The organism is Enterobacter sp. PL_is514 (assembly GCF_055816715.1).
In genome coordinates this window covers 507630-531461 of sequence record NZ_JBVPGN010000034.1, presented here as the reverse complement: position 1 = coordinate 531461, position 23832 = coordinate 507630, and the positions used below count along the sequence as shown (strand labels likewise).

Genomic DNA, 23832 nt, shown 5'->3' with positions numbered 1-23832 from the left:
TCTGGTTGTTCCTCGATAAATGTAAGATGGAATATGCCATGAACTTAGCGGATGCCCCGTAATTTTTGCGTTATGAAGTCATCGTAAGTCCACAACTAAACTTTGGCAACTGACTGATTCATCGGTAAGTTCCTGAAAGAGAGGAACTCATGAACCTAAGAACAAACCCACCATATTTAACATAATATACATTATGCGCACCTATATGGAATCAGGGAAAATCTGGCATTTTGCGGACATCGTTGGCCTGGCTTCTGAAAGCGTCTTCGCCGGCTATCTCACAGCGCGTCCAGCGCATGCCAGCTTAACGGTACTGTTCTTCCCAGGTTTACTTACCGTTTTTCCTGTTGATATAAGCCTGTAAACCCTCTGCAAGAAAATCAAACACCGTTTTACAGGCCTGGCTGTGGCGTAAATCTTCATGCATCACCAGCCAGGTGTCGAGATGAAATGCAAAGAAATCAGGCATTATCCTCTGTAACGGCGGAGAAAAATCGGCCAGATGCACCTGGCACATACCGATACCTGCTCCGGCACGTATGAGGTTTAATTGTGCAATATCGCTGTCGGTTCGCACGGTAAACAGCTCGCGGTTTAGCTGCGGATACTGTTTAAGTGCTTGTAAAATAAAGGGCGTCATATTATCGAAACCCACAAGCGTATGGGTGAATAACGCATCAATACTTTCCGGTGCACCATGTCGTGACAGATAGGCTGGCGCGGCATGCAGACCTATTCGCTGCATGAAATGCGGGAGATGCGCTATCTTTGGGAGCAGACAATAGAGATGGATAATTCAAAACTGATTTCCTTTTTAGGTCACGAACCGCAGACCCCTCTTAATGAGGCCGTACATTCCACATTAGTTGGTTTGGGCTGTATTTAACATAACCTGCTGTTTAGAAAGAGTTGAAAGATGTCTGATATACTTAAGCTTTTGAAAAACGCAGCCCTAATCAAATGGAAATTGAATTAAATAAAAGTGTTAAAGAGAGAATCTTCCTTGCTGTCATTTTTGAGGTGACGGCCAACGTTATTATCGCCCTGTCACTTGCCTGGCTGATGAATGTGTCGGTACTCCAGTCAGGCTCGTTGTCCGTCATATCCGCACTTACCGCAACGGTCTGGAATTTTATTTTTAATAAGCTCTTTGATTCTCTGCAGAAAAAATACCAGTTTGAAAGAACATTTCTCATTCGTGCGATCCATGCGGTAGGTTTTGAAACGGGACTCATCATAACCTTAATGCCTGTCGCGATGATTATGCTGAATCTTACAATGACTGAGGCATTTTTTGTTGAGATTGGTCTTGTACTGTTTTTCCTGCCATACACGATGCTGTTTAACTGGCTTTACGACTATCTGCGCTGGACGTTTGTTGGACGTAAACGGTCTGTTATGTAGCGAGATATCAGTCACATTGACACGCCTTTGATCATCTTCGACTCCACTCACCTCCTATACTCTTCATTTCTCTATCTCTTTTCAGGAGTCGATAATGTTTGATCATGTGAAATTCGGCGTCAGCGATTATGAAAAAAGTAAAACCTTCTTCCTCGAGGCGCTTCGCCCGCTTGGTGTAGAACTCATCGATGAAGGCGCGCCGGAGTATGGTGTAGAAATGAGTTCCGGCGATGTTTCACTTTGCCTTTTCCATACAAATGACAAACCCGCGCCTCTGCATCTGGCGTTTGTGGCCAATACGCGTCAGCAGGTTGATGATTTTTACCATGCTGCACTGCGCGCCGGCGGACGTGATAACGGCGGGCCGGGGTTGAGGTCATACGGTGAAAATTACTATGCCGCGTTTGTCATCTCGCCTGATGGTCATAATATCGAGGCGGTGTGCCATGCGCCGCAAAGTCTGTAGCGTCAGATGTCATTAAATATCTGTCATGCGTCTATTTGCACGCTTATGCACGAAAGTGCTTCATTAAGCCACATTAATCCCGTAAGGTATGGGCTGTAATCGTGCAACTTCATGCAATAACACTGACAGAGGTATTTATGACACAACAGTTGATTCTAATTGCCGGCCCCTACCGCAGCGGAACCGACGGCGTTCAGGCGCGCATTGATGAGAATCTGGCGCGTCTCGAAAGCGCAGCATTAGCCGTTTACCAGCGTGGTCACATTCCGATCATAGGTGAATGGCTTGCTTTGCCGTTGGCAAAGGCCGCGGGCTCGAAAACCGTTGGTGATGAAATCAGCGAAGCGATGCTCTACCCCGTTGCTCACCGGCTCATAGCTAAATGCGATGCAATTTATCGTATCGCCGGTGCATCTAAAGGTGCCGATATGGACATTGAGGTCGCCAGAAAATACGGCCTCAGGGTTTATACCGCGCTTGAGGACATTCCTGAGGCTTAAGGAAAACCGACAGCCAGGCTGTGCTCTCAGGCTGGCTGTCAGACAGTATCACGCTCTGAGGTTAACACGACGGATACCCCCTTTTCTGATACTGCGCGGATCCAGTCCTTATCGGTATTGTCTTCCACGACGATGGTATTCACCGATGACACATCACCAATCACAAACGAAGACGCTGTGTTGATCTTTTCCGGAGAAGCCAGAACAACAGTCTCCGCGGCTCTGCCGGAAAATGCACGTTTGATGCACGCCTCTTCGAAATCACCGGTCGTTAATCCAGCTTCAGGATGGATCCCGGTCACGCCCATAAAGAACAGGTCTGCATGAATATTTTCGATGCCTTCGATGGCCGCAGCGCCGACCGCAACGATAGAGTGTTTATACAAGCGACCGCCGATCAGAATCACCTCAATGGACGGATGATCGACAAACCCCAGGGCAATGCTCGGGCTGTGCGTCACCACAGTGATACGAAGCTCGGGAGGGAGAAACGTAATCAGCTCCGACGTTGTCGTACCACCATCGACGATCACCACCTGGCCTGATGAAATCAGCTGCGCGCCTTTGCGGGCCACTCTTTTTTTCGCATCCATTTTCACGGATTGCCGTTCAGCAAACGGAGCAATTGCGGAAGATGACGGCAGCGCGCCACCGTGAACCCGCTGCAAGCGCCCTTCTGCCGCCAGCTCGCGCAGATCGCGCCGGATGGTGTCTTCAGAGACGTCAAAGAGAATGCTGAGCGCTTTTGACTGGACCTGACCTTCGGCGCCGAGCTTTTCGAGGATCAATTGTTTTCGTTGACTGGTGAGCATCATGAATTCCTGAAATTGCATGTTTTATCTTGTAAATGCACGATAATGCTGTTTATGATAATTACTCTACGTAAGGAGGAACAAACGTGCAATCAAAACGTGCAGATGTGCGCATCATTAACAGTGAAACACTGTCAGATAACTGGTACGTCCTTAAAAAATACACCTTCGACCTGCAGCGACGTGATGGCGAATGGCAGCGGCAGCAGCGGGAAGTCTATGACCGTGGCAACGGCGCGACGATTTTGCTCTACAACCGTGATAAAAAGACGGTGATCCTGACTCGCCAGTTCCGCTTCCCCGTCTTTATAAACGGCCATGAGGACAATCTAATCGAAGCCGCTGCGGGGTTGCTGGACAACATGGATCCCGAGAGCCGCATCAAAGCAGAAGCGGAAGAAGAGACCGGATTTCACGTTTCACGCGTTCAGAAAATTTTCGAAGCCTATATGAGCCCGGGCTCCGTTACGGAAAAGCTCTATTTTTACCTTGCCGAGTACCAGTCGAGAGACAGAACCGGCGCTGGCGGTGGGATCAAGGCGGAAGGAGAAGATATCGACGTGCTGGAAATGACGCTTGAAGAGGCATTACGCGGCATTGAGACGGGTAAAATCGTCGACGGGAAAACCATCATGCTGCTTTATCATGTGGCCCTTAAAGGTATTCTGTAACCTACTGGTTTAAATCCTGATTTGAAGGTGCATGAGTTGGTACGCTTGTCCGTTACGCGGATGGAATGCGGGAAACCTCCTAAATTTTGCAGCCTACTATATTTAGTGAACGATTTCGAAATTCGATAAAATCATAAACATTTCCCTGAGTCATCTGCATTTACCATTCAAAAATGCCAAACGTTCACGAGGCTGCCTGCAGAGGTAGCCTGTCTTATCTGTTGACTGGATTAAAATGCGACTCGCTACAGATAACGAAGCATATTATACTTGCTCCTCCACTCGAACAGGAGGCAGCAACTCACGTGAAGGATACATATTACAACGACATAACGATCAATACGCTAATTCAGAGTGAGCTGGACGCGTTTTTTGAGGATTTCAAAGGGATCGTCTTTGCCTACGCTATTATGAACAAGAAAGATCCTTCACAGATGAGGATACTCAATAACAGTCCTGAGTGGTTTAATATCTACCTTGAAAGAAAATATCAGTTCATTGACCCTGTCATTATTCGGGCTTTGCGCTGTGTTGAAGACTTTTTCTGGGAAAGCGATGTCGTCCTGTCGGATGGTTATAACCTGACACGCATTTTCGACGAAAGCGTTCAGTATGATATATACCAGGGGCAGACTTTTCCTCTGCATGACTATCTGAATAATCTTGTTGTCTTATCCGTCATCAGTCCTAAGCATTCTGGTATTGACATAGAGAAATATCGGCCGCAATTTCTACGCTTCCTTGTTCAGTTACATCAGAAGACACTCAATCTGTATAGTCAGCATCAGCAGAAAAAGAATGTGTTCTTGTCGCCACGTGAGCGACAAATCCTCAAATGGGTCAGTGCCGGAAAAACCTATGCAGAAATTTCTGTTATTTTATCTATTGCTGAACGCACCGTTAAATTTCATATGGGTAATATAATGAAAAAACTCGGTGTGAATAATGCCAGACATGCAATAAAGCTTGGAACAGAACTCCGGTTACTGGACGACTGACCCTCAGACACTGGTTATAGATAGCGTAAATGCCCGAGCATTTCGCGAAGCCAGTGGCTGGATTTGTCTTTACTAATAATATCTTCAATAATGCGGGTGCTGGCAGGCATATAAATATAGTAAATAACCTCCCCTTTTTCAGAAACACCGCGCTGAATAACTTCAACTTTCCAGTTCGCATGCCGAAATATGGCATACATACCGCGACTGGCTACTGCGTACATTCCGTGATATTTATTCTTTATGCAATAAATATTCATTGCAAGAAACAATGCTTTACTGGCGGGCACGCCCTGCAAACTTGCAGAATCTCGTGTTTCTTTATCTAAAAATAAACGACTCACTTCACAGCAGGGAACATCAGCTGGAAAAACAATTGGATTATCGAAATAATTGTGAAAGATTTCGCTTATCATTGTCGGCTGCGTTGAGTTAATAAATCGCGCGCCGCATAACAGCTGTCCATCATACATACCCAGTAAGTATGTCGTGTTATGGGAATCAAATTGATCCTTTTCCATCCCTTCGACGCATTCCACTTTCCAGTCGAGTCGGTCCCGAAAGGTTTTTCTTCTGAGTCGGTAGAGTTCGTGCGCTAGTGCTGGAGGTAAATCATCGTAGTCGTGTAAAAAAAATTCAATGACAGAAATCATGCTCTTGTTCCTGATAATAACACCTGAAACTATCATCACCTGTCTTTTAGGACAGCTTTCATTGTGCCGCATATTCCCTATACTTAAAAAGTACCTGACCACGAAGTTCTCGCAAAACTAAGCGGTCAGGAGGTCAAAGACCTACGAAACACCAGGGATATACCCATCGATGATTATCTAATATTTAAAGTTTCGGGTACAGAGCATAAGAAGCACTTTGCCGATAAAATAATAAAAAACAATAATCATAAAGTAATTACAATAAAAACATTGCCCCTTAATCTTTTAAGGGGTAATATTTCCGATTGCTTATTTTTCCCACCTTCCCCTTCATTTTACAGAATCTGCTGACTTCATCTGCCCAAAACCATCGTCGGTACCGCTTTACAGGCATCTGCCTGTGCTATTCTTGCTGAATCATGTAAGACGGAGAATTGATGATGGCCGACTGGAACCCTTCTCTTTACCTGCAATTTGGCGCAGAAAGAACGCGTCCAGCCGCCGAATTGCTCGCCAGAATTCCTCTTGATGAAGCCGCTACTATCGCCGATCTGGGCTGTGGGCCAGGTAACAGCACGGCGCTGTTAAAGCATCGCTGGCCTTCTGCTCACATCACCGGCGTCGATAACTCCCCTGCCATGCTCGAGGAAGCACGCGCTGCCTTACCTGACTGCCACTTTGTTGAGGCCGATATCCGTCAGTACAAGCCTGGCCAGCCGCTGAGCCTGATTTATGCTAACGCGTCGCTGCAATGGGTTCCGGACCATTACGATCTCCTGCCTCATCTTGTCTCCCTGCTTAAGTTAAATGGCGTGCTGGCGATCCAGATGCCTGATAACTGGCTGGAACCCACCCATGTGGCGATGCGTGAAGTGGCGCTGGAGCAAGACTACCCGGACCGTGGCCGCGAACCTCTGCCGGGTATACATGCTTATTACGATATTCTGTCGGAGGCTGGCTGTGACGTGGATATCTGGCGGACAACCTATTATCACAAAATGAGCTCTCATCAGGCCATTATTGACTGGGTAAGCGCCACCGGCCTGCGCCCCTGGCTCCAGGAACTGAACGAGAGCGAGCAGAAACGTTTCCTGAAACGCTACCATGAACTGCTGGAAGAGCAGTATCCGCTCCAGGAAAACGGGCAGATACTGCTGGCTTTTCCTCGGTTGTTTATCGTGGCTCAACGCCAGCCCTGATCCGATTATAGGCGAGCTTCTTTGAGCAACTGCTGGATAACCTTTTCCTGCTGCGCATAATCACCCTCGCCAAAGGCGGTATAGCGCAGCTGCCCTTTGGCATCAAAGTAGTAATGCGCTGGCCAGTACTGGTTGCCGAACGCATTCCAGATTTGATAGTTGTTATCCGTCACAACCCGATACGGCAACTGCCATTTCGTTACCGCCTTTTGTACCGACGAAAGCGGTTTTTCCCAGGGATATTCCGGCGTGTGAACCCCAATCACGACCAGCCCCTGCGACTGATACTTCGTGGCCCAGTCTCGCACATGCGGGAGCGTGTGCTGGCAGTTAATGCAATCCCACGTCCAGAAATCAATCAGAACAACCTTCCCTCGTAATGCTTCAGACGTGACAGGGTCACCGTTAATCCACCTTGTTCCACCGCTTAACGAAGGCAGCTGGCTGCTGGGCTCAGCGATCGCCACCGGCTGGAGCTTCACCGGCGCGGTTGGGGGTTTTGCCAGATTTAAGAGCGCGGTCTCAAGACGGTCTGCGACGCCGTTAGCCCCTTTCAGCAGCGAGGTCATCCCCGTCGCGTTCAGGACGACTGCCGCTAACATTGCAACTCCTGCCCCCTGACGGAGCTTCGCCATCAGCGCAGACTTTGCCCTTAACGGTGTCATCAGCGTGCGGCTGCCGATAACGAGCAGGCCCAGCATCAGCGCGCATCCGCTGCCATAGGCAGCGAGCAGTGCGCCCGTGGCGATGGCCGAGTGGCCCGCGATATTAATGCTGAAAATAGCGCCCAGGATGGGGCCCGCGCAGGGAGACCAGAGTAGCCCGACCGCAAGCCCGGCCAGAAAGGCCGATGCCATTCCGCGCGTTTGCCCGCTGCGGGTGTTGAGGACATTTCCCGCGCTGACGGCCGGACCGGCAATACGCTGGGCGAAAGACGGGAAAATTAAGGCCAGCGCAGCGGTGGCCAGAATGACGAGCGCGATCCAGCGCCCAGCAATGGTTGCCGCTGTTATCCACTCGGTGGCGACGGTGATGACCATCGCCACCAGGGTGAACATCACGACCATCCCGGCGAGCAGGGCCAGAATATGTCGTCGTTGCCCCTGGAAACCGGCGAACAGGAGTGGAATAACCGGGAGCGTACATGGGCTGAGCAGGCTTATCATCCCGCCCAGAAAAGCGATTACCAGAAACATAATGACCTCACATTACACGTCCTGCGACACTGCAGTGAGGCTATTTCATCGTGCGGATATGTTCAGGATATGTGTAAAAACGCTGGTTTTGTCTGGCTCTGTATCCCCACGCCGGGAGATACAGAGCGGTACAATTAACGGCGCGGCAGCGTAATGGCGACATCCAGTCCGCCCCCGGCTCGGTTCGCCAGCCTGAGTTTTCCTTCCAGCTGTGCGGTTAGCTGCGCGGCAATCGCCAGGCCGAGTCCTGTCCCGCCGGTATCGCGGTTACGCGAGGTTTCAACACGATAAAACGGCTGCAGAACCGCCTCCAGCTCGGCTTCGGGCATTCCCGGTCCGTCGTCCACAATATGAATCACCACCTCTTCGGCAGACGAATCATCAATGGCAATGACGGCACAGTCGCCGAACTTCAGGGCATTATCCAGCAGATTAGTCATTACTCTACGAAGCGCCTGCGGACGCGTGACGATCGGCAAACGGACTTCGTTTGCCTGAAACTGCACGTTTTTACCAATGTCCTGATAATCGCTGGCGATGCTGTTGACCCAGGCGTTCAATTCCAGCTTCAGCGACGTCTCTTCCAGTGATTCTGATGACCGGGCATACGCAATGCCCTCCCGCACCAGACGCGACATATTATCAAGGTCGTTTAAGAGTTTGTCCCGCAGTTCAGGCTGCTCCGTCATTTCTACACGAAGCTTCATGCGGGTAATGGGCGTCTGGAGATCGTGAGAAATAGAGGCCAGGATCTGTGCGCGCTCCCTGAGATAAGACTGAATGCGCGCCTGCATGGCGTTGAAGGCATGGGCTGCGCGCTGCAGCTCCAGCGGCCCTTTCTCCGTCATTGGCGTGCTGGCCGCCGGATCAAGTGAATCCACCGCGCGGGTAAATTGTGAAAAAGGCCGAACCACCTGCCGCACGGCGATCCAGGAGCAGGCCGCCAGGAGCAGCAGCTGCAGGATGAGCACAACGGGTAACCAGCTGGCGACGGGTGGCATGCGCGGGATGAGGTCAATGGTCAGCGGCGAGCCATCGCGTAACGTGAGATGCGCCTGGATATGTGAAATGGCGCCGGGAACGGCGGTGAAGCTGAGAGGATATTGTGCCGCGAGCGTCGCTTTTAAGGTTCGGATAGCATCCTGCGAACGCTTATCCGTCGGCGCTGCGCCGGGTTCCCCTGTGCCCAGAATATAACGATAGTTACCCCGTTCAAGCCGCGGCAGCCAGGCGGCGCGTTCGCTGGCCGGTAAGCGGTCTAAAATGGCGACGCTGGTTGCGACATCGTTTTCCAGATTACCGAGCATCACCGTGCGGGCGCTGTGCATGCGTTCAATCATGACCAGCGTCAGGCTCAGGGCGTTAGCCAGCAGCAAACCGGGCAGCACGACGATCAGCAAACGAGCCAGCAGCGAGCGTGGCCAGAGCGTCATTCGTTAACCTCTTTGATGGTCACCGGCATCGTAAAGACGTAGCCTTCGCTGCGCACGGTTTTGATATAGGCGGGCGTGCGGGCATCTTCATTGAGACGCTGGCGAACCCGGCTAACCAGCAGGTCGACAGAACGTTCAAACAGCTCGGCGTCTCGCCCCTGCGTCAGGTTAAGCAGCTGATCGCGGGTCAGTACCCTCTGAGGATGGTCAAGGAAAACGCGCAGCAGACGATACTCCGCCCCGCTGAGCGCCACAATCACCCCTTCCGTGTCGATTAAGTGGCGGGCGACGGTATCGAGCTGCCATTCACCGAACATCACCAGCCGCCCTGCTTCTGTCACCTGTAGATTGGGCGGCATCGTGCGAAAACGCCGTAAAATCGCTTTAATGCGTGCCAGAAGCTCACGGGCGACAAACGGCTTCACCACGTAGTCATCCGCACCCATCTCCAGACCCAGAATCCTGTCCGTCTCCTCATTGCGCGCCGTCAGCATCAGGATGGGCAGATCTTTATGTTTGCCGCTGCGTAGCTGCCGGCATAGCGTGAGACCGTCATCGCCGGGCATCATGACGTCCAGCACCACCAGGTCGATATGCTGTTTATCCAGTACGCTACGCATCTCTTTGCCGTTTGCCGCGCCCGTCGCGCGATAGCCAGACTTGCCGAGATAATCGACAATCAGTTCACGAATATCTCTGTCGTCATCGACGACAAGGATGTGGTCAATATGTTCCACCGAACTCTCCAGACCGAAGGGTAACGTACTGAAAATAGCACATTTCACAGCTTATCCGCGTCGATAACTGCCTTGACGAAATCCTGCGGATCTTCCTGAGGCGGGTTGTGCCCTACGGTTGCGCCGAAGGTGCGGTGCTCATATTTGCCGGTAAATTTAGCCGCATAGGCCTGCGGTGCCGGATGCGGCGCGCCGTTGTTGCCGCCTTCGATGGTGATCGTTGGTACGGTGATATTCGGCAGCGTGGCCAGTTTTTGCTCATAGCGGTCGTATTTGCGCTCGCCTTTTTCCAGCCCTAAACGCCAGCGATAATTACTGAGCGTCACCGCGACGTGGTCCGGGTTATCGAGGGATTTGGCGCTGGCGTTAAAGACCGCATCGCTAAATTTCCAGTCAGGTGAGGCCTGAGACCAGATTAGACGGGCGAAGTCATGCGTGTTTTTGGCATAGCCTTCAGCACCACGCGCGGTAGAGAAATAGAACTGATACCACCACTGCTGCTCCGCTTTTGGCGGCAACGGCTGTTTGCCAATCTGCTGGCTGCTGATGAGATACCCGCTCACTGAAACGAGTGACTTCACGCGCTCGGGCCACAGCGCCGCAACGATATCCGCCGTCCGGGCGCCCCAGTCATATCCTGCAAACACCGCCTGCCGGATATTCAGGGCATCCATCAGGTTGACGATGTCTTTCGCCATCGCCGAAGGCTGGCCGTTGCGCGGCGTTTTTGCTGAAAGGAAGCGCGTGGTGCCGTAACCGCGCAGAGACGGCACAATGACCCGGTACCCTTTTGCCGCCAGTGCGGGTGCAACCTCGGCATAGCTGTGAATATCGTACGGCCAGCCGTGCAGTAAAATAACCGGCTGACCATCTTTCGGGCCAATGTCGACATAGCCGACATTCAGATCGCCGGCATTGATTTGCTGGGGATGGTCAAATGCTGCGGCGACGTTTGTGCCGGTGACTTCGGCCTGACAGGACATCACGGTGCCAAGTGAAACGGTCAGTGCGAGGGTTGAGTAAGCAAGTTTGCTGAACATGTTGGTATCTCCGGTTGAGTACAATTCACGGGGATATAACAACACTGCAATGTATAGCGGATATGTGCGAAAGCGGGTTTATTGCAAGCCTGTGTATGTATCCGGGACGCTGATACAGTGTGATACAAACACAGGCGTTGTCGCCTTAAAGGGAGAGTCGGTAGCGGACGTAATCGTCAGCTTCGCCATATTTGTCATAGAGTTTACGCGCCGGGTTGTTCTCCCGGGTGACCCAGTACAGTTTCGACCACCCTTCGCGCTTGCCTTCCTCAATCAGAGCATCAATAAGCGCCTTACCTGCACCCGCTCCGCGTTCGTCGGCATCAACAAACAGATCTTCCAGGTAGCAGATGGGGGCCGTTGACCAGGTTCCTTCGTGCAGAATGCACATCGCGAAACCGATGACCTTTTGGTCCTTCTCTACCACCCGGCAGAACATCTGGGAATGCGCTGATAGCGCCCTTTCCCACGTCGCTGCGGTGACGGATTCCTCGAGGTAGCAATCATAAAAATGGGTGTAACCATCCCACAGCGGTCGCCATTGGGAATAGTCGTCTGCGCGTAGAGGTCTTACCGTGACAGCCATGTGTTCCTCACATTACAAATTGATCGCCATTTCGAAACAGCGTAAATCGACACCCGCCATACGCGAGTGATGATAGCTTTCGCTCAGCGTAACAAACCCCTGCTTCTGATAAAACGACTGGGCGTTAGGCGTCGCATCGAGCGTCAGACGGGTTATCCCCCGGCTGCGGGCTTCCTGTTTGAGCGCCTCAATAATCCGGGTTGCCATGACTTTTCCGGAGGCTGCAGGCAAGGTGAAAATCGCCTCCAGGCAATGGGTATCCAGATCGAGATAGCCGGTTGCCGCAACATCGCCCTTTTCATCTTCAACCACATAAAAAGGGTATTCAATGATCATCTTCCGAAAGCGTTCGGGCATGAGATCTGGCGTCCAGCGCGCAATGACCTCTGCGTCGTAACTGGTTTTACAGCCGTGACGAATCGCCTGATTGCGAATATTCCAGAGCGTTTCGGCTTCCTGCGGCCTGGCTTTTCGTAATGTCATAACCTCCTCCTTTAACGGCTTTTTAGCCGCATTTCCCGTGCCGACCTGGCAAGACGCTGAGTACGACAATAGAGCGTAAACAGCACAAAGCCGCTGCTGTTCATCACCACCCGACAAAGTAATAGCGCGAATGATGCGATGACCAGCGGCCAAAGACCTCCGTCATGCGAAAGCAGGAAATGTAAAACCTGAACGAGGGTCGTTATCAGCAGGATGATGAACAACGCCATAAAGCCCGACAATCCCGACGTCTTACCACGTGCCAGGAGTACGCTTGTCACAATGAGCGCGCCTGTCATCGTCAATGATGGTAAGAAAAAGCTCAATGCATGATGCAAAGGTGACAAACCCTGCAACGTGCTGAGAAAAGGCAGAAGGTTTAACGCAAACGCCACTAAAAAAAGAGGTAACAGTACCGCTACTGGGTAAGGATTTTGACGCGAAAGCTCGCTGAGTGGACGCGAAAAATACCGTTCCAGCTCGGGCGTGGAATGATTCAAGAGACGGATATCACGATGAGCAATAGCCTCCTCTATCTCTTTGCCATGCTGCAGGAGATCCTGGAAAACCCGTCCGGTTAAAAGAGACAAAAAGCTCATCAAAATTTCGCCATTAAAGAAATGATGCCCATTTCTGGTAGGGAATGAACCCAGCACGCCTCAACTAAATGTGATAGAGATGAAAATACCAGAACGCAAACAAAAGCATAACGCCTAAAAAGGGAGATCCGCGGATGACCATACCGACGCTCATGACAGAACGCTTACTGCTAAAACCGCTGGTTGCCGAAGATGCGGCTCAGATACAAAAGCTTTATCCGCGCTGGGAGATTGTCCGCTATATGGTCTCTTCCGTGCCATGGCCCTACCCGGATAACGGCGCGGAAAACTATGTCAATAACGTGGCGCTGCCGGATGTGGCGAAAGGGATTGCCTGGTTCTGGAGCATCCGACGACGTGAGGTGCCGGATGAATTGATGGGCATTATTTGCCTGTACGACGTCGAGGATAACAACCGCGGGTTCTGGCTCGCGCCGGAGTTTCAGGGCCAGGGATACATGCGCGAGGCCAGCATTGCCGCGACGGATTACTGGTTCAATACGCTAAACAAACCTGTATTACGCGCCCCGAAAGCCGCTGCCAACAGCCGCTCCCGGCGTATTTCGGACAGTAGCGGCATGCGGCTTATCAGGACGGAGAAGAAAGCCTACGTTAGCGGGATGCTGGACTCCGAGCTGTGGGAGATCACCCGCGACGAGTGGAACGCCCGTCAGGTGAGCTGATAGTGCTTATCCGGCATCAGCCTTTCCGGAATCTTCTCTTCATCGTTCATCTGCAGCAGATCGCGTTCCATCATGTTGCAGATGGCGTCCAGCGGTAGATCGTTATTCTCAGTGCCGAACGGGTCTTCCAGCTCTTCCGCCAGGGTGTCCAGCGAGATAAAGGTGTATGAAATCAGCGCCGAGACAAAGGGCGTCATGTAGTGCAGATCCACAACCAGCGCGAACGGCAGCATGATGCAGAACAGGTACACCGTGCGGTGCAAAATCAGCGTATAGGCAAACGGTACCGGCGTGGTCGCAATGCGTTCACAGCCGGACAGGACGATGGACATATCGTTCAGACGATTGTTCAGGCTGTGAAACAGAATGTCTGAGAGTTGCCCGTTACGCCGCCGCACGGCCAGCCACTCCCCCATGATCAGTAAAATACGGTTCGCCGGTGAGTTGGCTTTCATCACCTGACGTAAATCATCCGGAGCAAGATAGTGAGAGAGTTGCTCGGCGTTCAGTTCCCGGCGCAGGGTCATGCGCAGGCAGTTAGCAAAAGCAATCTGCAGACGGACAAATTCGCCCAGATGCTTATCGTCAGGCAAGGTGTTTTTTACCTCGCGAAACAGCGAGCGCGCCGCTATCATCAACTGCCCCCAGAGCAGGCGAGCCTCAACGTAGCGTGAATAACAGGCGTTGTTTCTGAAACCGAGAAAGATTGCGATCGCCACGCCGAGAATGCTGAATGGCGCCACGGTAAATTTGATGCCCAGTGAGGTATACCACGGTAGCATAAGGATAACGGCAATAGAAAGCAGGAAGTTGAGCAGCAATCGGGTATAGATCTTAGGCAGTACCGAACCGTGCCAGACAAAAATCAGTTGTAGCCAGTGCTGTTTAGGACGAACGATCATAGTGAGTTTCAGGAAAGAAAAGAGCGAGGCTATTAAACGTGATCCCCGTCACCGTTGCAAGTTTGTTAACGGGACATTGCACTTTCTCCCCTGATTAGCGAAATCCGCACAGTGCTGCATGTGTTTTTTAAAAACAAAGCACATAGTATGTTGTAACTAAAATAAAATGTGTTTAAACCCGGCCGCAGCCGGGTGAACGCATTAGCAAAGCGGTTTAACCGCAGCGCGCATTCCCTTCAGCAGAATGGCATCAAGGTCCAGCGTGACCTGGTCGACAAGACCGCTTACTTGCGTCAAGTCCTGTTCCCAGTGTTCGCGTGCGCTGAGCACCGACTGCACCAGCTCACGGGTGCTCAACTGCCGATCGCGGTGCTGCGCCCAGAGCTGCTGATAACGTTCCAGCCAGCACGCATCATCCTGCACCGGATAGCTCTCCCCGTTACGCTCTGCGCGGTAGAACGCGATTAACGAGGCTAAGGCAAACGTCAGACGTGCCGGTAATTGCCCTGTTGCCTTCTGCCCTGCCAGTAGCTGTGGCAGGATGCGGGTGCGGTATTTGGTCATGCCGTTGAGCGCAATGGAAAGCAGCTGGTGTCGGATATAGGGATTGCGAAAACGCCCTGTTACCGCACTGGCGAAAGATTCCAGCTCGTCCCGCGGCAAATCGAGGACCGGAATGATCTCCTGATAAATCGCTTTTTCGACGAACGCGCAGATCTCTGCATCATTCATCGCCTCGCCCACCGTATCCAGCCCGGCCTGGAATGCCACCGGCACCAGCGCCGTATGCGCCCCGTTCAGGATGGCGACTTTGCGCTCTTTGTAGGGTCTGATGTCGTCGACAATCAGCACATTTAACGGGTACTTATCCAGACGGAGTTCCTGAGCAAGGGATGCCGGCCCCTGGATAACGAACAGATAGAAATGTTCAGCCGTGTCAAGGAACCCATCGTGATACCCCAGCTCAGCTTCAAGCGCAGCCGCTTCGTCGCGCGGGTAACCGGTCACGATACGGTCAACCAGCGTCGAGCAGAAGCTGTTGGCGTCGTTTAGCCACCGGATAAAGGCCGCAGGCAGCGACCACTCCTGGGCATAGCGCAGGACGAGTTCACGCAGTGCATCACCGTTGTAGTCAATCAGTTCGCACGGAATGATAATCCAGCCTTTATCCGGTGCACCGTTGAAATGGCTAAAGCGCTCAAACAGCAGTCGCGTCAGCTTCGCCGGGTAGCTCACCGCAGGGGCATCGTCGAATCTGTCACCCGCGTGGTAGCTAATACCCGCTTCGGTGGTGTTCGAGAAAACAAAGCGCATATCCGGGTTGTGTGCCAGTTTCAGAAACGCGTCATAATCGTCGTAGACGCTGATTTCACGGTTAACCGAGCGGATAAGACGGCTCTCACTCACCGCGTCACCCTGCTCGTTCAGGCCGCGAATGATAGTGGTATACAAACCATCCTGAGTGCTGAGCGACGGCGGGAAGTCGCTTTGAATAGGACGGACGATAACCACACCGGCATTAAGATCGGTATGTTCATTTAACAGGTCAATTTGCCAGTCGACGAACGCACGCAGGAAGTTGCCTTCACCAAACTGAATGATGCGTTCTGGATATTGAGCACCGGGAAAATCACGACGGTTGAGCGTGTTCACAAGGGGGTTCCTTTTATGATTAGTCATACAGCCTGATAATATTGGTACGATAACTTATCAAAACTTAACGACCGGGAACCCTGTTTTGATCAATACGTCGCGTAGTTGTACAAAATAATCATAAGAACTTATAAAACACGGACGTGGCCGTCATGGCGCCGTCCGGCATAAGGGCATAACGCGGGATCTCCCCCACCTTTTGCCATCCGGCGCGCTGGTAGAACGTCTCGGCGCCGCTGCCGGTGGAGGTATCAAGTACCAGAACCGAAATGTTCCTGGCCCGAGCCTCAGCTTCAAGCGCTTCCATCAACGCCATCGCGGCACCTTTCCGGCGCGCTTTCTCGTGAACCAGCAGCTTCGCCACATCGGCGCGATGCGGCTGGTTTTCCGGCTGGTCTGTGATTAACTGCACCGTTCCGATGACGCCGTCCTGCGGGTCGACACAGGCCAGCACGAGGCGCTCATTGCGCCCTACGCTTTCAGCAATTCCGCGCCAGAAAGAGCGGGCCCTCTCCAGGCTAAAGGGAAGCATAAAGCTGACGGATGCCCCGCCGTTCACACAATTTTCGAGGATCCCGGCCAGCGCATCAAGGTGGGTGAGAATTTCGTCTCGGGTGAGGTTTTTGATTTGCAGTGAGGTATTCATTGTTTTTCCTTACGTTGAATACCATCACTGTGCATTTAACATCTTCTTAACGCAAACGGATCGGACATAGGCTTTTGTTATGTCACCTGGCGCGCTGGCGCTGCTGCTTCATGGCATACATCTTTTCATCGGCATCTTTTAACCACTGCTGCAGGTCGTTGCCGTTATGATCGAATTCACTTAGCCCCCATGAGAAGTGAAGCGACCAGGGGTGTAACCTGCGGGCGTTATAGTTTTCTACCTGCTCGACGAGATACTGCATGGCAATCCAGGCGCCCTGCTCATCCGTATCCGCGAACAGCACGGCGAACTCGTCCCCGCCAAAACGAACCAGCAGATCCGCTTCGCGGAAAGAGGCACGCATCAGTTGCGCCATGGCATTCAGCGCCTTATCCCCCTCTTCATGCCCGAAGCGATCGTTAATTTCCTTAAAGCGATCCAAATCCAGCCAGCCGAGCGTCAGCGGCTCTGCCCGGCGCCGGGCAACGGAAAGCGTGAAGCGCACGAGTTGATTAAAACCCCGACGGTTGAATAGCCCGGTTAATTCATCCGTGGTCGCCGCGCTGATGGCAGCAAATTCATCTTCCGCCAGCGCGCCAAGATCTCCCAGGACGGCGAGGTCGGCGGCAGAAAACTCCCGGGGAGCGTAATCAATCAGGCACAGCGAGCCAACGCTTGCGCCGTCACGCAGGCGCAGCGGGAAGCCCGCGTAAAACCGCACGCGAGGTTCACCGGCCACCAGCGGGTTATCCGCAAAACGATCGTCCTGAAGCATATCCCCTACCACCAGCGGCGCTTCGGTGAGGATCGTATGCCCACAAAATGAGATGTTACGCGGAACGGAGCCGGGTGCCTGACCATCAGCGGACTTAACGATTAGCGAATGCTCATCAATGAGATTGACCATCGCCAGCGGCACCTGGAAGAAGCGTTTTGCCAGACGGGTTAACCGGTCAAACGCCGGGGAACTGTCGATCTCAAGCAGACCGGATTCTCGTAGCGAGTTGAGTCTGTCTGTTTCATTTTCAGGGGTTGCAGGTGCTTTCATAATGTCTCCTGACGTAAAGCGTTACTAAAAGCGTAGCTTAAACAGAGGCATTGTCAGCGTTCTGACAGCCTGTTAAGTCGCTTACTATTCACGTCAATGCCTTATGACGATTAACGCAGCTATGTTTCACTCTCGGTGGGCGCGGCAATTTGCTCGTCTGCCACCCGGGCGCTGGTACGGTTTCGACCCGCTTTTTTTGAACGATAGAGATGATCGTCCGCTTCGGCCATGAGCTTGTTGAAGACTTCGGTCAACTGCCATGACTCAGCCTTTCCACTGCCGAGGCCAATACTGACCGTCAGAAAGAGCGTCTGGTGACGCCATGTAAAAGGATGGCTGGCAACGGTGGAACGGATACGTTCAGCCAGTTCAAAACCGTGCTGCGCGTCGCCTGAATGAACCACCACAGCGAACTCTTCCCCGCCCATGCGCGCCACCATGCCGTCTTCGCCAACGACCTGCTGAACCTGTCGGGCAAACGACGCCAGCACGCGATCTCCGCACTCGTGGCCGTAGTTATCATTAATGCTTTTGAAATAATCAATATCCAGCAGCATGACGGTCAAAAAACGGGTATGCCGGTACGTCTCTTCATGCTTTAACGCCTCATAAAGCCCGGAACGCGAGTAGACGTGTGTTAAAAAGTCATAATCCGCCCTCAGTGAAACCTGGCGGATCAGGGAATTAATCGCCGCCATGCTGACGGAGACCATCACCGGGCAGATCGCCATCGTGGCGATACCCAGCCGGGCTGAAAACATCATTGGCGTCGTAAACGGCGTCGCCACGGCAATATTAATAATCGAGTTGGCGACCAAAATGATTTCAGTGGCACCCGTGATAAACGTCAGCAGACAGGTCGCAGGCAATGAGTAACGAACCGCACACCAGATAAGCGCTGGCAGAGGAAACGAGAGGCTCCCCGCTCCGCCAATCACCACCGACGCGACCACCGAGACGATCAGCGCCATCACCGGCAGCAGCTGCTCCAGACGTAACCTGAGATCACGCCCGGGCATACGTAACGTGAGCATACAGGGCACAACAAGCACGCCGGTTGAGAACTGCTCGCTAAACCAGTCGGCAAACAGCGGCCAGAAGGTGTGACTGTCAATCCCGACCGACCCCGCCGCGCCGAGCAAGGCACAAAGCAGCGCGGCAATCAGACAGTAGTTAAACAGGCGTAGCGCGTTAAGCGGATCGGGGGTTTTCTTCATCAGTCGCTTGTCGCGCTGAACCAGCACGGCGACGACGGCAATAAAGATCATGTTAGACATATTGATCACCACTGAGGCTATACCCCAGTTGGTCGTCACCGCGTCGTACAACAGCATCGCGACATAGCATACCGCATAGTAATGCAGGCGATTAAGGTAGACATAGCGGGCGAAGATCCCTGCCATGACGCCATTCAGCGGCCAGAACAGCGACAGGGCCTCAACGAGCCGTAATTCCGCGCCCACAAAATAGAACAAGGTGGTGAGGATGAAGATCGTCGATGCATTTCGCAGCGGCGTGTCAGGCTGGAACGGCCTGAAAGCGGTAAGAGCAGAACGCATTAAATATCATTCCATATGAAAGCTTATGGCAATTATTGCGGTCGTCAGCATGATCGGGACTAACTTAGGATGCATCTATAACACAAATACCACTGGAGCATAACTCGTCAAATTTAGGCGTTCATCTGCAGCACCAGCCAGTGATGGATAACGCTGACGATATAATTTTGTTGCGTCGCGGTGAGCGTTACACCCTGTGGAATGTTATGCCATTTTGCCAGGCAGCCCCGACAACAGGTGGCGGTGGCATGCTGGGCGATAAACACCGGGTGACCGCGCATAGGCGTCTGTTTACCGTCATTTGCGGGTTGTGCAGGCGCAAGGCGCTTTTCGACAAAATCCGCGGCATGCTGGTCAATGGTTTCGGGGCCTTTGTCCCAGCAGTACTGTCGTTCTTTATCGCCTAAACGAAAGCGCGAGCGAAATGTCGATCGCGCCAGACGGGAAAAGAGAGGATCCAGATCGGGCATCAGTATACTGAACGTCCCAGACGCTGGGTCAGTTTCTCCAGAACCGCCACGCCGGCGAGCGAATTTCCCGTTTCATCCAGCTCCGGGCTCCAGACGGCTATCGCCATTTCATGCGGCACAATCGCCACGACCCCGCCGCCAACGCCCGATTTAGCCGGAAGCCCAACGCGCCAGGCAAACTCGCCGGCGTTTTGATACATCCCGCTGGTGGCCATTAGCGCGTTAACCTGACGAGCCTGAAGCGGCGAAACGACTTCCTGATCGAGATGCGGCGCGTGCCCCTGGTGCGCAAGGAACAGGAACGTCTGAGCCAGCTCAACGCAGCTCATTTTCAGGGCGCAGTAATGGAAGTAGTTTTGCAGGACGGTCGCCACGTCGTTGTGGAAATTACCGAAGGATTTCATCAGCCAGGCGATAGCCGCGTTACGGGCAGAGTGTTCAAACTCCGAGCGTGCCACAACCGTATCATAGGTAATGTCGTCAACGCCCGAGAGCTGACGCACAATCTCAAGCATTCGCTGACGTGGTGCGCTGAGGCGGCTTTGCAGCATATCGCAGACCACCAGCGCCCCGGCGTTGATAAAGGGATTTCGCGGTTTACCCTGTTCTATCTCGAGCTGAAGCAGCGAGTTAAAAGGCTGGCCGGACGGATCTTTGCCCACCCGCTGCCAGATCTCGTCTTCTTCATACTGGCGCATCGCCGCAACCAGACTGAGCACTTTCGAAATGGACTGAATGGAAAAACGTTCTGTTGCATCCCCTGCCTGGTATCGCTGTCCGTCGATAGTACAGATAGCAATGCCCAGCTTATTCCCGCTGACCGAGGCAAGGGCCGGAATATAGTCGGCAACCTTCCCCTTTCCAATTAACGGACGAACCTGCGCCAGAATCTCGTCCAACATCTCATTATGGATGACCGCAGCCACACTTTGCTCCTTGCCCTCAGGCTAAAACGGGCTGCGAGTATAACAGAGGCTTATGTATTGCGTCAGGCGCTAAGACGAAAACGCGAAACGGCCTGCAATAAAAGATCGGATTGCTTTTGCAGTCGCTCAGAGGCATCCGAGGCGTCAGAGACCAGCAGGTCCGTCTGACGGGAGACCTGGTTCAGTGCCTGAAGCTGACGCGTCATCTGGTGAATACTCTCTCCCTGGCTGAGGGTGGCGGTGGAGATCTCATTCAGCAAACTGCTTAAATTGCCCACCAGACCGGTAACCTGCTGCAGATTCTCTTCCATCCGGGTGACGGCACGGGAACCGTCTTCAATCCCCTGAACCGAGCGGTTGATCAGTTGCTGAATGGTCTGCGTCGAGTGGCTGCTCTTTCTGGCCAGCAATCCAACCTCCCGGGCGACGACGGCAAACCCGCGCCCCTGGTTTCCGGCATGGGCCGCCTCGATGGCCGCATTCAGCGCCAGGATGTTGGTCTGAAACGCCACGCTGTCGATCATCGCCACGATCCCGCGCATCTCGGACGATCGGTCGACGATCGCCTGCATGGACGCGTTTACCGTCGACATCATCTGGTCTCCGCCCACGGCGGCCTGACGCGCTTCATCGGCCCGCGAACTGGCGAGTCTGGCATAGCCGGTATTCCCTTCCACATGGTTTTCCAGCGCCGCGATATGCGCCGTCACATCCTCAAGCTCTTTCGCCTGACGCGCCGACTGCTGATACAGCTTCTGGTTACCCTGCGCCAGGGAGCCAATGTTCTCCACCATGGTCGCCGTGGCATGGCTGACCTGCGTCACCAGCTGCTGAAGACCGTGCTGCATCGTGGCAATACTGTCGCTAAGCTGCCCTATCTCCCGGTTGAAGCGCATGACGTCCGGCGGCGTGCCGGAGAGATCCCCTGCCGCCAGCCGGTTGATATGCGCAATCAACCGACGCAGCGGCGTGATCACCCATCTGGACATGCCGAACCAGACGACAGCGGCGATAGCGAGCAACAGCACCGGCGCAAACAGGAACAACGTTTGCAATCCTGAGAGCTGCGCCATGAGGCTCTGACGCCCCTGCATGGCCTGCTTCTCGCTTGCCTGCTGATAACGCGCATAGTTGTCGTTGAAATCCGTCTGAAACGCCTGCGCCGGGACGGCAAAAAAAGCGTCGATGGTGTTGTCTTTTACCAGACCTTCAGCCTGCTCGTTGATCGCGCCGTAGAAAAGCTGATAGCTGTTCACCAGCGCGTCATCTTTCGGCGGATTCAGCGCCAGCCAGGCCTTCCACGCCTGCTGAGAAACCGTCAGCGCCTTTTGCGCATCGTCCATCAGGCTATGCCAGCTTCCGTCGGAGCCGGTCTCTTTATCCTGCATAAACCAGACGCCGGACCGGTTAAGCAGATCGCTTGCCGCCAGCAGGGAAACACGGGCCAGATCCAGCTTGCTCTGCTGCTGCCAGGCCAGCAGGTTTTGCTGCTCGTTACGCTGGGCGTTGTTCAGGGAGGCGTTAAGCAGGAGTGACGAGGAGAGCTGCACCGCGGAGAAAAGGCCAATGATGCAAAAGATGCCCGTCAACAGGCCAAAGTGACGAGGGGTGAGACGCTGCGCAATACGGCGAAAAATTTGCGTTAGGTTCATAATTAGCTTCATTTACAAGGCGTTAGACGCGTGCGAGTCTACGAAATGAAAATGACAGAACCATGGCAGAATAATGACAACGGCCCTCACGACGAGGGCCGAAATTAAGGATTACACGCGATCCTTCCACACCGTCTGCACGTTACAGAACTCGTGCAAGCCAAAGTGGGAAAGCTCGCGGCCGAAACCGCTTTTCTTCACGCCACCAAAAGCCACGCGCGCATCGCTGGCGCTAAAGCCGTTGATAAACACGCCGCCGCACTCCAGCTCGCGGGAGAATTTATCCGCAAGCGCTGCGTCAGCGGTAAAGACGGTGGCGGACAGGCCAAAGTCGCTGTCGTTGGCAAGCATCAGGGCATGCTCCGCGTCTTTCGCGACGGTAATGGCCGCGACCGGACCAAACAGCTCCTGGCGGAACGCCGTCATCGACGGGGTGACATTCGCCAGCACGGTTGGCGCATAGTAATTTCCCTCGCCGCTGATTTTCTCACCCCCCAGCAGCAGCGTTGCCCCTTCTGCCAGCGTCGCCTGCACCTGCTGATGCAGTTCATCGCGCAGATCGAAACGCGCCATCGGGCCCAGGTAGTTTTCTTCCTGCTCCGGAGCGCCCAGCTTCAGGGCAGCAACCGCATCGACAAAGCGTTGGGTAAAGGTGTCCGCAATACCCTCTTCCACAATGAAGCGTTTTGCCGCCGCGCACACCTGCCCGGTATTCTGGTAGCGACCCGCTACCGCCGCCTTCACGGCGAGATCCAGGTCGGCATCGTTGAGAACGATGAACGGGTCTGAGCCGCCCAGTTCAAGAACGCATTTTTTCAGCGCGGCTCCTGCCTGAGCCCCAATGGCTGCCCCGGCACGCACGCTGCCGGTGACGGTCACCGCCGCAATACGACGATCGTTAATCGCCTGGCTTACGCCGTCATTGGTGGCGTTCACCCAGCCGAACACGCCTTCAGGGAAACCCGCATCCGCAAAGATCTGCCCAATAAGATCCGCAGAGCCGAGCACGTTGGGCGCATGTTTGAGCAGATAGCTGTTACCGGCCAGCAGAATTGGCACCGCGCCGCGCAGCACCTGCCAGAGCGGGAAGTTCCACGGCATCACCGCGAGAATCGGCCCCAGCGGACGGTATTCAATGACCGCGTTCTGGTTTTCCACCAGCGTCGGCTCCGCACGCAGCATTGCCGGGCCGTGCTCGGCATACCAGTCACACAGACCGGCGGACTTTGCCACTTCCGCTCGCGCCTGCAGGATGGGCTTGCCCATTTCACGGGAGATAATCTGCGCCATCTCTTCCGCGCGGTTTCGCAGCGCGGCGCCGAGATCCCGCAGCTTCTGCGCCCGGTGGGACACGCTTTCGCGTCGCCACTGGCGATAGCCCGCGTCGGACTGAGAAATCGCGCGTTCAACCTCTTCCGGCGTCTCCCAGGGATACGCAGCGAGGGTTTCACCCGTTGCCGGGTTAACAGAGAGGGCATGTGTAGCAGATGAATATTTCATGATGTTCTCCACGCAT

The 23832-nt window shown here is 53.6% G+C and carries 25 protein-coding genes and 1 pseudogene; 7 read left to right on the top strand and 19 right to left on the bottom strand.

From position 1 onward, the window contains the following. Positions 1-328: 328 nt before the first annotated feature. Positions 329-736, bottom strand: a pseudogene (locus tag AC0TNG_RS18165) (LysR substrate-binding domain-containing protein); the annotation flags it as partial. A 224-nt stretch (positions 737-960) separates the two neighbouring features. On the opposite strand from AC0TNG_RS18165, the gene AC0TNG_RS18160 reads away from it, so the two are divergent. The 3 genes from AC0TNG_RS18160 to AC0TNG_RS18150 all read left to right on the top strand — a co-directional run bounded on the left by AC0TNG_RS18160 (position 961) and on the right by AC0TNG_RS18150 (position 2370). Continuing rightward, positions 961-1404 (top strand): PACE efflux transporter, encoded by a 444-nt coding sequence (locus AC0TNG_RS18160; RefSeq protein WP_473712891.1) that lies wholly within the window; start codon positions 961-963, stop codon positions 1402-1404. A 94-nt stretch (positions 1405-1498) separates the two neighbouring features. Further along, positions 1499-1870: a VOC family protein gene (locus AC0TNG_RS18155; RefSeq protein WP_061715134.1), complete on the top strand. Its 372-nt coding sequence runs from the start codon at positions 1499-1501 to the stop codon at positions 1868-1870. A gap of 137 nt (positions 1871-2007) precedes the next feature. Beyond that, positions 2008-2370, top strand: coding sequence for a TIR domain-containing protein (locus tag AC0TNG_RS18150; protein WP_024908484.1), 363 nt, complete (start codon positions 2008-2010; stop codon positions 2368-2370). Between the two features lie 38 nt (positions 2371-2408). Here the strand turns inward: AC0TNG_RS18150 and AC0TNG_RS18145 are convergent, their stop codons facing one another. Beyond that, complete coding sequence (locus AC0TNG_RS18145; protein ID WP_473712942.1) at positions 2409-3182, bottom strand: DeoR/GlpR family DNA-binding transcription regulator; 774 nt, start codon at positions 3180-3182, stop codon at positions 2409-2411. A gap of 86 nt (positions 3183-3268) precedes the next feature. Here AC0TNG_RS18145 and AC0TNG_RS18140 point away from each other — a divergent pair, with 86 nt between their 5' ends. Together AC0TNG_RS18140 and AC0TNG_RS18135 are read left to right on the top strand one after the other, a co-directional pair. Next, positions 3269-3853, top strand: a complete 585-nt coding sequence (locus AC0TNG_RS18140) for a GDP-mannose pyrophosphatase (RefSeq protein ID WP_473712890.1) — start codon at positions 3269-3271, stop codon at positions 3851-3853. A gap of 305 nt (positions 3854-4158) precedes the next feature. Further along, complete coding sequence (locus AC0TNG_RS18135; RefSeq protein WP_024908481.1) at positions 4159-4851, top strand: helix-turn-helix transcriptional regulator; 693 nt, start codon at positions 4159-4161, stop codon at positions 4849-4851. Positions 4852-4865: 14 nt separating this feature from the next. On the opposite strand, the gene AC0TNG_RS18130 is transcribed toward AC0TNG_RS18135, so the two are convergent. Then, entirely contained in the window at positions 4866-5504 is a 639-nt protein-coding gene (locus AC0TNG_RS18130; RefSeq protein WP_024908480.1) for an acyl-homoserine-lactone synthase, read from the bottom strand. A 440-nt stretch (positions 5505-5944) separates the two neighbouring features. Between AC0TNG_RS18130 and tam the strand changes: the two genes are divergently transcribed. Continuing rightward, positions 5945-6703 carry a trans-aconitate 2-methyltransferase gene (gene tam / locus AC0TNG_RS18125; RefSeq protein WP_024908479.1) on the top strand — a complete coding sequence of 253 codons (759 nt, stop codon included), beginning with the start codon at positions 5945-5947 and terminating at the stop codon, positions 6701-6703. A 5-nt stretch (positions 6704-6708) separates the two neighbouring features. Here tam and AC0TNG_RS18120 read toward each other — a convergent pair whose 3' ends face one another. The 7 genes from AC0TNG_RS18120 to AC0TNG_RS18090 form a co-directional block, all read right to left on the bottom strand. Then, positions 6709-7899: a cytochrome c biogenesis protein/redoxin gene (locus tag AC0TNG_RS18120; protein WP_473712889.1), complete on the bottom strand. Its 1191-nt coding sequence runs from the start codon at positions 7897-7899 to the stop codon at positions 6709-6711. 134 nt (positions 7900-8033) lie between these two features. After that, positions 8034-9332 carry an ATP-binding protein gene (locus tag AC0TNG_RS18115; protein WP_473712888.1) on the bottom strand — a complete coding sequence of 433 codons (1299 nt, stop codon included), beginning with the start codon at positions 9330-9332 and terminating at the stop codon, positions 8034-8036. Continuing rightward, a complete protein-coding gene (locus AC0TNG_RS18110) occupies positions 9329-10069 on the bottom strand; it encodes a response regulator (protein WP_024908476.1) in 741 nt (246 codons plus the stop codon). Before AC0TNG_RS18110 ends, AC0TNG_RS18115 begins: the two co-directional genes overlap by 4 nt. Before the next feature lie 44 nt (positions 10070-10113). After that, entirely contained in the window at positions 10114-11109 is a 996-nt protein-coding gene (locus tag AC0TNG_RS18105; protein WP_032647228.1) for an alpha/beta fold hydrolase, read from the bottom strand. 145 nt (positions 11110-11254) lie between these two features. Continuing rightward, positions 11255-11695, bottom strand: coding sequence for a GNAT family N-acetyltransferase (locus tag AC0TNG_RS18100; RefSeq protein WP_148769177.1), 441 nt, complete (start codon positions 11693-11695; stop codon positions 11255-11257). A 12-nt stretch (positions 11696-11707) separates the two neighbouring features. Next, complete coding sequence (locus AC0TNG_RS18095) at positions 11708-12178, bottom strand: GNAT family N-acetyltransferase (RefSeq protein ID WP_473712887.1); 471 nt, start codon at positions 12176-12178, stop codon at positions 11708-11710. Positions 12179-12189: 11 nt separating this feature from the next. Next, complete coding sequence (locus tag AC0TNG_RS18090) at positions 12190-12777, bottom strand: hypothetical protein (protein WP_148769175.1); 588 nt, start codon at positions 12775-12777, stop codon at positions 12190-12192. A 134-nt stretch (positions 12778-12911) separates the two neighbouring features. Between AC0TNG_RS18090 and AC0TNG_RS18085 the strand changes: the two genes are divergently transcribed. Next, positions 12912-13460 carry a GNAT family N-acetyltransferase gene (locus tag AC0TNG_RS18085; RefSeq protein WP_048991639.1) on the top strand — a complete coding sequence of 183 codons (549 nt, stop codon included), beginning with the start codon at positions 12912-12914 and terminating at the stop codon, positions 13458-13460. On the opposite strand, the gene AC0TNG_RS18080 is transcribed toward AC0TNG_RS18085, so the two are convergent. From AC0TNG_RS18080 to sad, 9 genes are all read right to left on the bottom strand, one after another. Then, complete coding sequence (locus tag AC0TNG_RS18080; protein WP_473712886.1) at positions 13448-14362, bottom strand: bestrophin family protein; 915 nt, start codon at positions 14360-14362, stop codon at positions 13448-13450. The genes AC0TNG_RS18085 and AC0TNG_RS18080 overlap by 13 nt on opposite strands. Positions 14363-14563: 201 nt before the next feature. Next, the gene (locus tag AC0TNG_RS18075; RefSeq protein ID WP_417927392.1) at positions 14564-16015 is read right to left on the bottom strand and encodes a tagaturonate reductase; all 1452 of its coding nucleotides are present in this window, start codon (positions 16013-16015) and stop codon (positions 14564-14566) included. A 118-nt stretch (positions 16016-16133) separates the two neighbouring features. Beyond that, a complete protein-coding gene (locus AC0TNG_RS18070) occupies positions 16134-16661 on the bottom strand; it encodes a GNAT family N-acetyltransferase (RefSeq protein ID WP_248164550.1) in 528 nt (175 codons plus the stop codon). Between the two features lie 82 nt (positions 16662-16743). Further along, entirely contained in the window at positions 16744-17709 is a 966-nt protein-coding gene (locus AC0TNG_RS18065; RefSeq protein ID WP_061715145.1) for a sensor domain-containing diguanylate cyclase, read from the bottom strand. A gap of 119 nt (positions 17710-17828) precedes the next feature. Beyond that, on the bottom strand, positions 17829-19268 hold the full coding sequence (locus AC0TNG_RS18060; protein WP_473712885.1) for a sensor domain-containing diguanylate cyclase: 1440 nt from the start codon (positions 19266-19268) through the stop codon (positions 17829-17831). A gap of 113 nt (positions 19269-19381) precedes the next feature. Further along, complete coding sequence (locus AC0TNG_RS18055; protein ID WP_473712884.1) at positions 19382-19738, bottom strand: DUF4186 domain-containing protein; 357 nt, start codon at positions 19736-19738, stop codon at positions 19382-19384. Continuing rightward, positions 19738-20664, bottom strand: coding sequence for a glutaminase B (gene glsB, locus AC0TNG_RS18050; RefSeq protein ID WP_024908464.1), 927 nt, complete (start codon positions 20662-20664; stop codon positions 19738-19740). The genes AC0TNG_RS18055 and glsB overlap by 1 nt, the downstream gene beginning before the upstream one ends. A 62-nt stretch (positions 20665-20726) precedes the next feature. After that, positions 20727-22316: a methyl-accepting chemotaxis protein gene (locus AC0TNG_RS18045; protein ID WP_473712883.1), complete on the bottom strand. Its 1590-nt coding sequence runs from the start codon at positions 22314-22316 to the stop codon at positions 20727-20729. A 111-nt stretch (positions 22317-22427) separates the two neighbouring features. Then, complete coding sequence (gene sad, locus AC0TNG_RS18040; RefSeq protein WP_473712881.1) at positions 22428-23816, bottom strand: succinate-semialdehyde dehydrogenase; 1389 nt, start codon at positions 23814-23816, stop codon at positions 22428-22430. Positions 23817-23832: the final 16 nt, after the last annotated feature.